The sequence below is a fragment of the Streptomyces sp. NBC_00885 genome, assembly GCF_045207475.1.
Classification (GTDB): domain Bacteria; phylum Actinomycetota; class Actinomycetes; order Streptomycetales; family Streptomycetaceae; genus Streptomyces.
In genome coordinates, this window is the sequence record NZ_CP108796.1 from 336,816 (window position 1) to 350,425 (window position 13,610).

Below are 13,610 nucleotides of genomic sequence, written 5' to 3' on the forward strand. Positions count from 1 at the left end.
TCACCTGACGCCCCATTACGCGATTCCGAGGGCGGGCCCACCCGCAGCTCTGCCTGCGGCGTGCGGCAGGATGACAGGTCGCGCCCGGTCGGTTCCTCACGTCCCGGCGCGACCGCACAACCACGCCCCCAGAATGCACAGGTGCCAAAGTGACGACACATCACATACGGATCCCGGCGACAGCCACCGCCGCCGACCGTCTCCCCCGTGCAACTGGAGGGACGCGATGACCCGGGACCTCACCATGCACGACGTGATCGTCGCCGGAATCGCGGTGGCCGCAGGCATCGCGGCCGCGCTGGTGCTGCGGGTGATCCTGAAATGGCTCGGCGTGCGGGCGGACAGAACCCGTTGGGGCGGCGACGACATCCTCGTCCACGCCCTGCGCGCACTGGCCCCCTGGGCCGCGATCACCGGTGGCGCGGCCGTCGCGGCGTCGGTGCTTCCGCTGAACGGCGGGGTCCAACGCAACGTCACCATGACGCTCACAGCCGTGCTCATCATGGCCGCGACCCTCACGGCCGCGAGGATCGTCGCCGGGCTCGTGCAGGCTCTGGCGCAGTCCAAGACCGGTGTCGCCGGGTCGGCCACGATTTTCGTGAACATCACGCGCGTCCTGGTGCTGGCCATGGGTTTCCTTGTCGTACTGGAGACCCTGGGCGTCTCGATCGCCCCGTTGCTCACCGCGCTGGGTGTGGGGGGTCTGGCAGTCGCCCTGGCCCTGCAGGACACTCTGGCCAACCTCTTCGCGGGTGTGCACATCCTTGCTTCCCGAACGGTGCAGCCCGGTGACTACATCCGGCTCAGCAGCGGCGAGGAGGGCTATGTCGTCGACATCAACTGGCGCAACACCGTGGTGCGCCAGCTCTCCAACAACCTGGTGATCATCCCGAACACGAAGCTGTCCGGCACCAACATGACCAACTTCCACAGGCCGGACCAGGAGATGACGCTGAACGTCCAGGTGGGCGTCGGCTACGAGAGCGACCTGGACCATGTCGAGCAAGTCACCATGGAGGTCGTCGAGAGCGTGATGGCGGACATCGACGGTGGTCTGCCCGACCACGAAGCGCTCGTTCGTTTCCACACGTTCGGCGACTCCAGGATCAGCTTCACGGTGATCCTGGGGGTCGGCGAGTTCAGTGACCAGTACAGGATCAAGCACGAGTTCATCAAGCGTCTGCACCGGCGCTACCGTGCCGAGGGCATCAGCGTTCCCGCTCCGACACGCACCATTGCCCTGCAGCAGGGCGAGTTGCCGATTCCCCACCAGCGCTTCTCCACGGAGCCGATGACCGCACCGACGCACGGAACCCCGCCCGTGTGAGGCGAACTCGGCCTGCGGCGCTGCTGCCGGTCTCGAGTCAGCCGACGGAGGCGCTGTCGCTCGCCGCCGTCGCGGGCGCAGCGTCCGATCCGCTCGCCGTCGCCGACGGGGCCGGGGCCGGTTTCTCCGGGGTGCACGTGACCTTGTCGCGCGGCGTGTAGTGGGTGTCGAAGTTTTCACGCTTGACTTCCCGGCCGTCCTGCACGAAGACGCGGCCGACGGAAACGTCGAACCCTTCGAGTGGGGTCTGGACTTCGCACTCCGGGCCGCTGCCCGTGCGCGTGGCCGGCGGCTTGATGTTCGTGCGCGGCCCCTTGGTCGCACGTATCTCGTCGTACTTCTTCGTGCCCAGGAAAGTGATGGTCACCGACGTGTCAGTGGATTCGGCCTTGATGTAGAGGGCGTGAGGGGAATCGTTGATCCAGCGGAGGTCGAGGGTGCCCCACGCGACCGTGGCCTCGCGGCCCTCGGGGTATCGCTCGATGTAGAAGGAGTGGGCGCCGTGCTCCACCGGCTTGACGCCGGCGAAGAACATGGCGTTGAACATGGTGGTGGCGACTGCGGAGACGCCGCCGCCGGGCGACTTCACGTACTGACCGTTGTTGATCATGAGGCCGTCGACGAAGCCGTTCTCCTTCGAGCGCTCGCCGACCGTTCGGTTGAAGCTCCACTCCTGTCCGGGGAGGACAACCGAGCCGTTGATGAGTTCCACCGCGCGGCCGATGTTGGTGCTGCGGTAGGGCGCGCGCGGGAAAGCGACGGTGAACGAGGAGACCTTCTCCTTGATGCCGAGCTGCTGCGCCGACGCGCTCGTGAACTGCGGCTGGAGCGTTGCGGCGGCTATCTCGCCGGTGCGGGCCGGGCCTGAGCGGGTCAGAAGGGGCACGACGGCCTCGCCGAGTGCCTTCGCGGTGACCTGCCGCCCCACGCCGCTTTCCCGGTCCACCACGACGCGGTCGTCGCTGTCGAGCCGGAGCACAGCATCCTGAGGGCCCTGGGAGGCGTCCTGCACCGGGCGGGAGACAGCGGGGTCGGCGAGCAGGCCCTTGGAATCGAGGGCGGGCACGAGGCGGTTGGCGCTGTCGGGCTTCATCGTCAGATGCCTGCCGAGGGCGGCGGGGCCGATGGGTATGCGCTTGTCGGCCAGGGTCAGCGTGACGGGGGCGGACATCGCGGGCTGCGCGAACTCCTTCATCGCCCGTTCGGTCTCGTGGGGCCCGATGCGAGGCTGCGTCTGCTTCACCGGCATCACGACGGGGGCGGCATGCGGCGTGCGGAGGTAGCCGTCGCGGACGGTGTCCAGGGCCTTGTCTTCGATCACGGCGACGCCGGTGACCGGAGTGATGGCCTTGGCTCCGCCCTTCTCGAACGATATGGCCCCATCCCGCACCTGCCGCTCGGCGGCCGCGGCGATACGGTCGATTGCCGCCCGGCTCGTGTGCTCGTCCACCCGGACCACCGGCTCGACGTCCCGGCGGCCGGAGTCGAAGAGCCTGCCGATCGCCGTCACCGGGCCGGATCCTGCGCTCGCGGCGCGGTCGGCGGTCGCTGCGGAGTCGAGGGACAGCCCGAGCGCGCCGGGATCGGCCTTCTCGATACGGTCACCGATCTTCAGCGCGACCGGCGCCGCGAAGAGAGGACCGAGCTTTTGGTCCAGGACCCGCTGGGCCTCCGCCCGGCCCATTCCGCCGATGTCGACACCGCGCACCCTTGTCCCCTCGGCGATGTCGTCGCCGGCCACGAGCCCAGCGACGTAGAGGCCACCCAGTCCGAGCACGACAGCCCCACCTGCGACGGGCAGAACCGTTCGCCAGTTGACGGTTCTGCTGCGTACGCGTCCCATGTCTCTCCCTGTAGCGCCGACGGGCCGGAAAAGTGCGTTTGGCCAGCCGGAGCCAGACCTGCACAAGCGAATTCGGGACAGAATAGTCCAGAAAATGGACCAAATAGGAAGAATGTAATTTCCATCACGATCGAGGACGTTTCCCCAAGACCCCGCCGTGCGGCCCCGGCCCCTTCCGTCTACTGAGCGTGAGGTACACGCAGCAGCCAGTCATGCAGCAGACATCACCTAGGGATCGTCCCCGATGTCCGGACCGCGGGCATTCCTCTACGGTCGCGAGGAGTACGGAGCTTTCCGGCCAGTCGGCCACTCCGTACCGAAGTCACTCGTTACGGAGACCCCGATGAAAGCAATCGTCCAGGACCGGTACGGCTCACCTGACGTCCTGGAACTCACGGAGCTCGACAAGCCGGCGCCGGCCGCCAACGAGGTTCTCGTACGGGTACACGCGGCCGCGGTCAACGCGCGCGACTGGCACGTCATGCGCGGCGACCCGTACATCGCGCGGCTGATGCTCCCCTCCGTATTCGGGTTCAGCGGGCCGAAGAGGCGGATCCGAGGCAGGGACTTCGCGGGTCGCGTGGAGGCGGTCGGCGCGGAGGTGACACGGTTCCGTCCTGGCGACGAGGTGTACGGCGACCTCGGCAACGCCGATGGAGCATTCGCGGAGTACGTGTGCGCCCCGGACGGGACGGTGGAACCGAAACCGGCCAACCTGACCTTCGAGCAGGCGGCCGCGATGCCGCTGGCGGGCAACACGGCCCTCATGGGCCTGCGCGACGTCGGGCGAGTACAACCGGGACAGCACGTCCTGATCAACGGCGCGTCTGGCGGCGTCGGAACGTTCGCCGTACAAATCGCCAAGTCGTTCGGCGCGGAGGTGACCGCCGTGTGCAGCACCAGAAACGTGGACCTTGTCCGGTCGCTGGGCGCGGACCAGGTCATCGACTACACACGGGAGGACTTCGCCCGGGGCGGACGGCGGTACGACGTCGTGTTCGACCTGGTGGGCAACCGTTCACTGAGCGAATTCCGGCGCGCGCTGACACCCACGGGGACGCTCGTCATGTCCGGCGGAGGCGTGTCCGGCGGCGGCAGTCCCGTCGGGCCGATGGGTCTCCTCATCAGGGGGCAGGCACTGTCACCCTTTGTCCGCCACCGGCTGCTCGCACTCACGGAGTCGCCGGGCAAGGAGAACCTGGCGGTACTGAGGGAGCTCGCCGAGTCCGGAAAGGTCACCCCGGTCATCGACCGGACGTACCAGCTGAGCCAGGTACCCGAGGCCATCCGGTACCTCGAAGTGGAGCACGCGCGCGCGAAGGTGGTCATCACCGTGTGAGGCAATGGAGGGGGCTGACCGGCGGATCAAGCCGACGTCACAGCCGGCATCCTCACGGGGCTCAGTGCCTCGCCGCGTGGCGCCCGTACCGGTGCAGGCGCCGATCCAGTATCTCGCGCAGCCGGTCGACTCCGACCGGCGCCGACAGCGCCCGCTTCGGCAGATAGAGCACCACCAGTCTGAGCGGGGCTGGGTTCAGCAGCACGAACCCTGCCGCCGTCTCCACGTACCCGCCGAGGCTGCCCCAGCCCCGGCGGACTTCCATGTCGGTGCCCGCGAACCGTATCCCCTCGCCGGAGTCGACGACGGTCGCGGTCCACGGCCCGAGCGGGGCGCCCGCCCTGGCCTGCCGAGCGGCCATGACGCCTCGCCTGAGCGGCATGCCCAGCAACATGCCGCAGAACACGGCACCTGCGGCCAGGCCGTTGCCGGTGAGGATGAACACCGCCGCCACCAGGATCAGCGGGCCAACGAGCCCGAGCAGCCGGGCTTTCGCTCCTTGCGGCACCTGCGCCCGCCCACGGAACGCGTCCTGCCAGTCCGGCTGCCGCAGCTCGAATCTCAGCTCGACGACGTCGTTGGCATCGATATCGTGCACCACGCCCGAACTCTCGGTCATGGCCCCTCCCAGTCCTCGGTGACAAGCCGTGATCGTAACGGCGGGCGCCCGACGAGGGTGTCTTCAGGCCGGCGCCCCGAGGCCTGCCAGTGCAGCAGGCCCCAGGGCGCGCGGTGGGTCAGTGCTGTGTGACGGCGTCGAGCGCGTTGACGATGCCGTAACCGTAGAAGCCGTTGACCCGCTTGGAGCCCTTGCAGGTCGAGTCCTCGATGCCGTTGCCGTCGGGGTCGTACAGGCCTGTCGGGCAACCCGGGTTGTCCGCCTGGGCCTTGAGCAGTGTCTGCAGAGCCAGCGGGCCGGCCCACGGGTGGGTGCTCTTGAGGAGCGCCGCGACACCGGCCACGTGCGGGCTTGCCATCGAGGTGCCCTGCAGGAAGGCGTACCCGTTGTTGGGCATGGTCGCCAGGATCCGCCCGTTCTTCGACGGGGTGTCCGGAATCTGGTACTTGTCGCCGCCCGGTGCCGCGACGTCGACGACGCCCTGTCCGTAGCTGGAGTAGTACGACTTCAGGTTCTGCACGCCGGTCGCGGAGACCGTGACGACACCCGGCAGCTGGGTCGGGATGTCGAAGCACTCGTGCGGGTCGACGGTCCGCGGCACGGGGGTGGTGTCGTCGGGGCTGGAGTCGTCGACGATCGCGTCGGAGTCCAGGTCGTCGTTGGAGTTGCCCGCGGACGCGACGTGCAGCGTGCCCTTGCTCTGCGCGTACAGGGAGGCCCGGTTCACCGCGTCGACGATGGCTTTCTGGTCCGGGTCGTCCATGCAGTTGTAGAGCCACGGGTCGATGTAATAGCTGTTGTTGGTTATCTCGACACCGTGGTCGGCGGCGAAGACGAACGCGCAGACCACGCTCTCCGGGAAGAAAAGGCTGGTCGTCGGGTCGCTCACCTTGATCGAGGCGACCTTGACGCCCGGGGCGACGCCGGCCACGCCGATGCCGTTACGGGCGGCGGCTATCTCACCCGCGACGTGCGTGCCGTGGTAGTCGTTCGCGGGGTCGTACGGACGCCAGGCGCCCTCGCTCGTGTCCGCGACGCCGCCCACGCAGTTGGCGGACTGGCTCTTGGAGAAGTTCGCGGCGAGGTCGGGGTGGGTGTCGTCGACGCCGGTGTCGATCACGGCGACGGTGACCTTCGCGCTGCCCGGGTTGATCTTGGCGGCCTTGTCCGCGCCGATGGCGCGCAGGTCCCACTGGTCGGCCTCGAGCGGCTCGGCACCATCGGTGGAGGCCGCAGCGGCCTGCGCCTTGGCGCTGTCCACGTACTCCGGGGCGCCGATCTCGGTGGTGCTCGCAGGGGCGAGTGCCGCGGTACGGGTGGCACCCGCGCTCTGTACGCCCTTGACCGTGCGCATCTGCTTGGCGAAGTCGGGGTTCGTCGAGTGGACGACGATGACGCCGATCTTCTCGTGGGTGATGACAATGGTGCCGCCGGCTGCGGCTATGGCCTTCTCAACGGCCTTGATGGTGCCGAGGTTCGCCTTGGTGTTGACCACGTACGAGAGCTTGGGACCCTCCGTGGCCGCCGTGGCAGGGGTGTCCTGAACGGCGGCCTGGGCAGTGCCCGGCAGAAAGCCGAGCGACGCGGTCAGCGCCAGACCGGCCGGCACCGCGAGGGCGGCGCGCAGGCGTCTGGAGCGCAGCTGAGCCATGAAGTACTCCACATCATGAGTGGGACCGCCCGAAGCGTGTACGCAGGGGCGGGGGTACGTGACGAAGAAAGCTAGCGTCGATCAAGTGTGCGTATCAATGGCCAGCGACAACAGGTTTCTTCGTTTACTCCCGTCTCACCCGTAGACATTGCGCCCACGGCCTGATGCCGGAGCCCCCCAACTCTCGTCGGCCCGTGTCACCCCCTCGCCGGACGGGTCAATTTCAACGCATATGACCGGACTTGGGGCAGACTCAACGCCCGTACTGGGCAAATGAGGTGGTGATCACCCAGCCCAACTGCCATGCACGGGAGTCCCGTCCGGCGCGGGGTCGACGCCTGGCGCCGTGTGCTCGCCCGCGAACCACCGCGTGCGGAGTCGGGCGACCCTCCGCCCCGGCGCCGACCGGCTCGCCGAGCCATGCCGGCAGTGCCCTCCCGGCGGGTGCCCGCGCTGCCTGCCGGGTAGTGCGCAGGGGTGGCCACACTCCCCCGGAACCTCTGTCGCGGTCGGCGCCTGGACGGGGGCGAGCCCGGCGCCTGTCCGAAATGCACGCTTCGTGCCCGCGTGAAAGCCTGATAGCGGCCCATCGTCCGACATCCGCGCCAGGAGGCATGATCATGGGCAAGAAACAGAGTCGGCAGAATCGCGGCGCCCGCAGCGGCGGCCATGAGCGCACCACCGTCGTGCAGGCGAAGGAGCAGCAACCGAAAACCTCGGCTCCCCGTGATCCGGAGCACCGGATCTCGGAACCGGTCACCCGTAAGCATGAGCGGAAGTTCGGCCACAACTGATCCTTCGCGCAGCGTCGGACCGCCGACCGTCCATTCGGCGATCGTCCCCGGTGAAGGCCCTGGAAATACGGTCCGGGCCGGCCGGGGATCAGATCTGCCCCGGCGCGGACCGACGGGCGCCGACAGGGTGGTCGGTATCTCGGCGGATGCTCTGATTCGGCGATAATCCCCGGGGGTGAGGGCCAGTAGCCTGTCGGTGGCATCCCGACTCGATCACGCCAGGAGCAGTTCGTGCGAGACATCGCCGTATTCAGCGGTAGCGCCCATCCCGAGCTGGCAGCCGAGGTCTGTGCCCATCTGGGTGTACCGCTCAGTCCCGCACGGGTCAGCCGGTTCGCGAATGACTGCCTTGGGGTCCAGCTGCAGGCCAACTGCCGTGAGCGGGACGTCTTTCTGGTCCAGCCGCTGGTCACTCCCGTACAGGAGAACCTCGTTGAGCTGCTGCTGATGTGCGACGCGGCCCGCGGGGCTTCAGCGAGTCGCGTCACCGTGGTGATGTCGCACTACGCCTATGCGCGTTCGGACAAGAAGGATGCGCCGAGAATCTCGATCGGCGGGCGGCTGGTGGCTGATCTGCTGGTGGCTTCGGGCGCCGACCGTGTCCTGGCGCTGACGTTGCATTCGCCGCAGGTGCACGGCTTCTTCTCGGTGCCCGTGGATCACCTCCACGCACTGCGTGAACTGGCCGAGCACTTTCGCGGCTACGACCTGTCGAACACGACGGTCGTGTCTCCGGATCTGGGTAACGCCAAGGAGGCGGCTGCCTTCGCGCGGCTGCTGGGGGCGAGGGTGGCGGCCGGGGCCAAGCAGCGCTTCGCGGACGACCGGGTGAGCATCAGCTCGGTCATCGGGGACGTCGCCGGCCGTGATGTGATCGTGCTCGACGACGAGATCGCGAAAGGCAGCACCGTCCTCGAACTCCTCGACCGGCTCAGGGAGTTGGGAGCCCGGTCGATCCGGGTCGCCTGCACCCATGGTCTGTTCGCCGCCGGCGCGCTGAAGCGTCTGTCGGAACAGCCCGACGTGCTGGAGATCGTCTGTACGAACACCGTGCCCATCCCTGCCGAGCAGCGCACGGACAAGCTGACGGTCCTGTCGATCGCCCCGGCGCTGGCCGAGGCCATGCGGCGTATCCACAACGGCGAGTCGGTCAGCGCGCTGTTCGACGCCCCGTGACCGGCTGGAGGCCAGTGCCGTCGAAGGAGGCGGTGCCTCTGCGTCCTGCGTTCGTCTGACCGCGGAACCACCCGGCGCTCGTCGACGTCCATCCCAGCGTTCGCAAGATCATGAACGCTGACGGAGGACTCGCCCATGGCTGGAACAGCCGACCGCTACCTCTACCTCGCCCGGCACGGTGAGGCTTCACCGGATGAGAGCAAGCTGACGGACAACGGCCGCCGACAAGCCGTACTGCTTGGGGAGCGGCTTCGCGGCAGCCCTCTCAAGGCCGTCCACCACGGCCCGCTCCCCCGAGCCGAGCAGACTGCCCGGCTGGTCTGCGACCAGCTCGACGGCGTTCCCTCGCAGGTGTCGGAACCGGCCGGGGACTACATCCCCTACCTGCCGCAGCGAGGTGAGCTGCCTCCGGAATCGGCCGACGCCATGCTTGCCCGCCTGTCCGAGTTCCCGGCCGAAGAGCGCGAACAGGGCCCGGAGTTGGCTCAGGCAGCACTCGCGCAGTTCACTGGACCGGTCGACGGTGACGAGCCTCGCCACGAACTGATCGTCACCCACAACTTCCTCATCGGCTGGCTCGTCCGAGCCGCCCTCGACGCTCCGAAGTGGCGCTGGATGGGCCTGCTCCACGCCAACGCCGCGCTGACCGTTATCCGATACGCGCCCAGCCGGCCCGCTTCCGTGCTCTTCTACAACGACACGGGACACCTGCCCACAGAGCTTCGCTGGACCGGCTTCCCGCCCGACCTCTGCATCTGAGGGCGAACGCGAATCGTGGACACGAGGCGACAGAAGTGGGCCGCTTCGGGCTTGTGCAGTCGTACAGGCAATGGCTCCGCCATCTCAGACACAGGGACGAGCACATACGCGGACCACGCCCCTAACGTTCTCACCACCTGAGAGGCGAGGGAGTGCATACGCGATGCCCGAGAACGCAGCGCCACAGCAGTACTTCGTGGTGATCGGCAGCGACATGGCGCGCAGAGTCTGCGGTCTGCTGCTGTCGGCCGGGCACGTCGTGCGCCACCTCGACCGTCCCACGGACGAGGATCTGCGCCGGGCGCTGCGCCGGGAGGTGGCGGGCGTCGCGGTGCTGCTCGACGACGACGTCGAGTCGCTGCGCTACGCGCTCGCCGTCGAGCACATCCGTCCCGGCCTCAAGCTGGTCGTGACGGTCTTCGACCGGACGGTCGGCGAGCAACTCCTGCGCGTACTCCCGAACTGCCAGGTCACCTCGCCGGCCGATGTCGCCGCACCCGTGCTCCTGGCCGCCTGCCTCCAGCCGGGTCTGCTGAGCCTCAACCGGACACCCGCGGGCCACACAGGCGCCCGCTGGCAGGACGACACCGTGCACGAGGAGCCCTGGCAGCCACCTCGCTCGCTGCGGTGCCGAGCCTTGCTGGGCAGGGTCCGCGGGCAGCTGCGGCCGCACGACGGCAGTTCACGGATCATGCTGACGGGTCTGGCCGGGCTGGCCACGGTGCTGCTGGCCGACTGGGCCTGGGCCGTGGCCTTCCACCACCGCCCGCCGGTCCAGGCGCTGTTCGAAGCGGCGCGCACCGTGTCCGCCGTCGGCCCGGCAGCCGCCCATGGTTCGGACACCTATCTGGCTTTCTCCGCCGTCGCGATGCTCGTCACCATTGTCTTCACCGCGGTCTTCACCGCGGGCATGGTCGATCGTCTGCTGGGACCGCGCGCGGTCGGCATCGTGGGGTCCCGGGCCCTGCCGCGGGCGGGGCATGTGGTGGTCGTCGGGCTCGGACAGGTCGGCCTGCGTCTGTGCACCCAGCTGCAGGCTCTGGGCATCGGCGTGATCGCTGTCGAGCGGAATCCGGCGGCGCCGAACCTGCGGCTGGCCAGGGCACTTGGAGTGCCCGTGGTCGTAGCCGATGCGACCGACCGGTTCGTGCTCAGCACGCTCGGTCTGCGACAGGCGCAGGCGCTGGCCGCCGTGGCCTCCGACGACCTGGACAACATCGCCGTATCGGTGACGGCCCTGGCGGTCGCGCCCGAGTTGCGTGTGGTCATGCGCGCGGGCGAGCACGAGGCCATCGCGGAGACCCGCTCCCTGTTCCGGATCGGCGACGTCCACGACCTCAACAGCCTGACCGCCGCATATACGACCGCGAGTCTGAGCGGGCTGCGGCCGCGGGGCGTCGTGGCACACGGCAAGCGGCTGCTGGTGCAGTGCGGGGACGGGGCTTTCGTACCGTGGCCCGTGGCGGACCGCTGCGATCACCCGCAGGCAGGCGACGCCCGCGCGGAGAGCGCCGCCGCGCATCTCCCGGGCTGACTCCGCTGCACCCCTACGACCGCGTTTGAGCATTTGTACGAACAGGGCTGCGGCACGCGTGACATCTGTCCATGGTGGCCCGGTCGCGTTCGCTCCTACCTTCTGCGTACCCCGATTCCGTGCGCCGGGTCACCCCCCGGCGTTCCATACCGTCACGTGTCCTTGCCCCCGGCGGCTCGCAGTACGCGAGCCCGATGCGCCGAGAGGCCCCTCACCGGCACGTGGGCACCGGCAACGGCGAGCAGGCCGCGAACAGGCAGACCTGCTCCGGCGGATCGGCATTCCGGCCTCCCCCCTGTGGTCGTACACACCGTCGTCCCACCCGTGCTCGGCATGTGGACGACCCACAGGCCGGTCTGACCCCCATTCCCCCTGTAAGGACTGAGCATGAGCGCGCAACCCTCGAACACCGACGTGGCTTCGCCACCCCGTGAGAGCGGGCAGACGCCTTCCGCGGACGGCCTGCAGGCCGGGCTCAAGAACCGTCATCTGTCGATGATCGCGATCGGAGGTGTGATCGGTGCCGGCCTGTTCGTCGGCTCCGCCTCCGGTATCGCCGCCGCCGGCCCCGGCATCCTGGTCTCGTACGCCCTGGTCGGCGCGATGGTCGTCTTCGTCATGCGGATGCTCGGCGAGATGGCCGCGGCCCACCCCACCTCCGGCTCCTTCTCCGCCTACGCCGACCGGGCACTCGGCCGCTGGGCCGGCTTCTCCATCGGCTGGCTGTACTGGTTCTTCTGGGTCGTGGTCCTGGCCGTCGAGGCCACCGCCGGCGCGAAGATCCTCGAGGGATGGGTCCCGGCAGTCCCGCAGTGGGGCTGGGCCCTCATCGTCATGGTGGTGCTCACGGCGACCAACCTGGTCTCGGTCGGCTCGTACGGCGAGTTCGAGTTCTGGTTCGCCGGGATCAAGGTCGTCGCCATCGCCGCGTTCATCGTGATCGGCGGACTCGCGGTGTTCGGCGTACTGCCCGGCTCCGGCCATGAGGCCGTGGGCCTGGCCAATCTCACCGGCCACGGTGGGTTCCTGCCCAACGGGCCCGGAGCGATCCTTACCGGCATCCTGATGGTCGTCTTCTCCTTCATGGGAAGCGAGATCGTCACTCTCGCCGCCGGCGAGTCCGAGGACCCGCGACGTGCCGTCACCAAGGCCACCAACAGCGTGATCTGGCGGATCGGTGTCTTCTATCTCGGCTCGATCCTGGTCGTGGTGTCCCTGCTCGAGTGGGACGATCCGGCGATCCAGGAGAGTGGTTCGTACGTGGCGGCGCTGGAGGCGATCGGTATCCCGCACGCCGGCCAGATCATGAACGTCATCGTCCTCACCGCGGTGCTCTCCTGCCTCAACTCCGGCCTGTACACCGCCTCTCGTATGGCCTTCTCGCTCGGCGAGCGGGGCGACGCGCCCAAGGCATTCGCCCGCACGAACAGCCGCGGCGTGCCTCAGGCCGCCATTCTGGGGTCGGTCGTCTTCGGCTTCGTCGCGGTCTTCTTCAACTACCAGTGGCCCGACACGGTGTTCCTCTTCCTGCTGAACTCCTCCGGTGCGGTTGCCCTGTTCGTCTGGCTGGTCATCTGCTTCACCCAGCTGAAGATGCGCGCCATCCTGCTGCGCGAGTCGCCGGACAAGCTCGTCGTACGGATGTGGCTCTTCCCGTACTTGACATGGGCGACGATCGCGATGATCTCGTTCGTCCTGGTCTACATGCTGACCGATGACGCCGGACGGGATCAGGTGATCCTCTCCGTACTCGTGGCAGCGCTCGTCGTGGCGATCTCGGTGGTCCGGGACCGACTGCGCGCGGACACCGGGGACGCGTTCACGAGGCGGTAGTTCGCCCTCTGCACCGCTCGGGCTGGTGCAAACCGGACCGGCCCGAGCGGTATGCGGACTGCGGTCGCCTGCCGGTAAGTTGATCAGATGCGTTTGACAAAGTACGGCCACGCCTGTGTGCGTCTCGAAGACGGCGACCGAGTGCTCGTGATCGACCCGGGCACCTATTCCGAGATGGAATCACTGTCCGGCGCCACCGCCGTGCTCATCAGCCATGAGCACGAGGATCACATCGACCTCGACAAACTCAAAGCGGCCCGCGAAAGCAACCCCGCGCTGACCGTCCACACCCATCCCGCGCTGGCCGCAGCCCTCGGCGAGGGCGTGACCGCCGTGGAACCGGGTGACACCTTCACCGCCGCCGGCTTCACCGTGCGCGCCGTCGGAGGCGAGCACGCCGAGATCATCGACGGCCTGCCCGGCTGCCCCAACATCGGCTTCATCGTCGACGGCATCTACCACCCGGGGGATTCGCTGTTCGTCCCCGCCGAGGCGGTCGACACACTGCTTGTCCCGGCAGCCGGCCCGTGGCTGAAACTCCGTGAGGTCATCGAGTTCGTGCGAACGGTTGGCCCCGCTCGCGCGTTCCCCATCCACGACGTCCAACTCAGCGATGTCGGACTGGACCACTTCGACCAGTGGCTCGACGGGCAGGGCGGGGCCGACTACTCCCGTATCCCGCTGGGCGAGTTTGTCGATCTCTAGGTCGGCTGTCGCCCGGCGGGCGCTGCGAGG

Annotated in this window: 11 protein-coding genes; 8 read left to right on the forward strand and 3 right to left on the reverse strand. The window is 68.4% G+C overall.

What is annotated here, in order from left to right:
* Positions 1-226 precede the first annotated feature (226 nt).
* On the forward strand, positions 227-1,327 hold the full coding sequence (locus tag OHA61_RS01695; RefSeq protein ID WP_406301324.1) for a mechanosensitive ion channel family protein: 1,101 nt from the start codon (positions 227-229) through the stop codon (positions 1,325-1,327).
* 37 nt (positions 1,328-1,364) lie between these two features.
* Here the strand turns inward: OHA61_RS01695 and OHA61_RS01700 are convergent, their stop codons facing one another.
* Positions 1,365-3,170 (reverse strand): VanW family protein, encoded by a 1,806-nt coding sequence (locus OHA61_RS01700; protein ID WP_406301325.1) that lies wholly within the window; start codon positions 3,168-3,170, stop codon positions 1,365-1,367.
* Between the two features lie 343 nt (positions 3,171-3,513).
* Between OHA61_RS01700 and OHA61_RS01705 the strand changes: the two genes are divergently transcribed.
* Positions 3,514-4,509 (forward strand): NAD(P)-dependent alcohol dehydrogenase, encoded by a 996-nt coding sequence (locus OHA61_RS01705; RefSeq protein ID WP_406301326.1) that lies wholly within the window; start codon positions 3,514-3,516, stop codon positions 4,507-4,509.
* Between the two features lie 61 nt (positions 4,510-4,570).
* On the opposite strand, the gene OHA61_RS01710 is transcribed toward OHA61_RS01705, so the two are convergent.
* Positions 4,571-5,128, reverse strand: coding sequence for a hypothetical protein (locus OHA61_RS01710; RefSeq protein WP_406301327.1), 558 nt, complete (start codon positions 5,126-5,128; stop codon positions 4,571-4,573).
* A 118-nt stretch (positions 5,129-5,246) separates the two neighbouring features.
* Positions 5,247-6,779 carry a S8 family peptidase gene (locus OHA61_RS01715; protein WP_406301328.1) on the reverse strand — a complete coding sequence of 511 codons (1,533 nt, stop codon included), beginning with the start codon at positions 6,777-6,779 and terminating at the stop codon, positions 5,247-5,249.
* Between the two features lie 614 nt (positions 6,780-7,393).
* On the opposite strand from OHA61_RS01715, the gene OHA61_RS01720 reads away from it, so the two are divergent.
* The 6 genes from OHA61_RS01720 to OHA61_RS01745 all read left to right on the forward strand — a co-directional run bounded on the left by OHA61_RS01720 (position 7,394) and on the right by OHA61_RS01745 (position 13,580).
* Entirely contained in the window at positions 7,394-7,573 is a 180-nt protein-coding gene (locus tag OHA61_RS01720; protein ID WP_406301329.1) for a hypothetical protein, read from the forward strand.
* A gap of 231 nt (positions 7,574-7,804) precedes the next feature.
* Entirely contained in the window at positions 7,805-8,749 is a 945-nt protein-coding gene (locus OHA61_RS01725; protein ID WP_361909832.1) for a ribose-phosphate pyrophosphokinase, read from the forward strand.
* Positions 8,750-8,884: 135 nt separating this feature from the next.
* The gene (locus tag OHA61_RS01730; protein WP_406301330.1) at positions 8,885-9,508 is read left to right on the forward strand and encodes a histidine phosphatase family protein; all 624 of its coding nucleotides are present in this window, start codon (positions 8,885-8,887) and stop codon (positions 9,506-9,508) included.
* A gap of 163 nt (positions 9,509-9,671) precedes the next feature.
* Positions 9,672-11,042: an NAD-binding protein gene (locus OHA61_RS01735; RefSeq protein WP_406301331.1), complete on the forward strand. Its 1,371-nt coding sequence runs from the start codon at positions 9,672-9,674 to the stop codon at positions 11,040-11,042.
* Positions 11,043-11,429: 387 nt separating this feature from the next.
* Positions 11,430-12,875: an amino acid permease gene (locus OHA61_RS01740; protein WP_406301332.1), complete on the forward strand. Its 1,446-nt coding sequence runs from the start codon at positions 11,430-11,432 to the stop codon at positions 12,873-12,875.
* An 87-nt stretch (positions 12,876-12,962) separates the two neighbouring features.
* Entirely contained in the window at positions 12,963-13,580 is a 618-nt protein-coding gene (locus OHA61_RS01745) for an MBL fold metallo-hydrolase (RefSeq protein ID WP_406301333.1), read from the forward strand.
* Positions 13,581-13,610 lie beyond the last annotated feature (30 nt).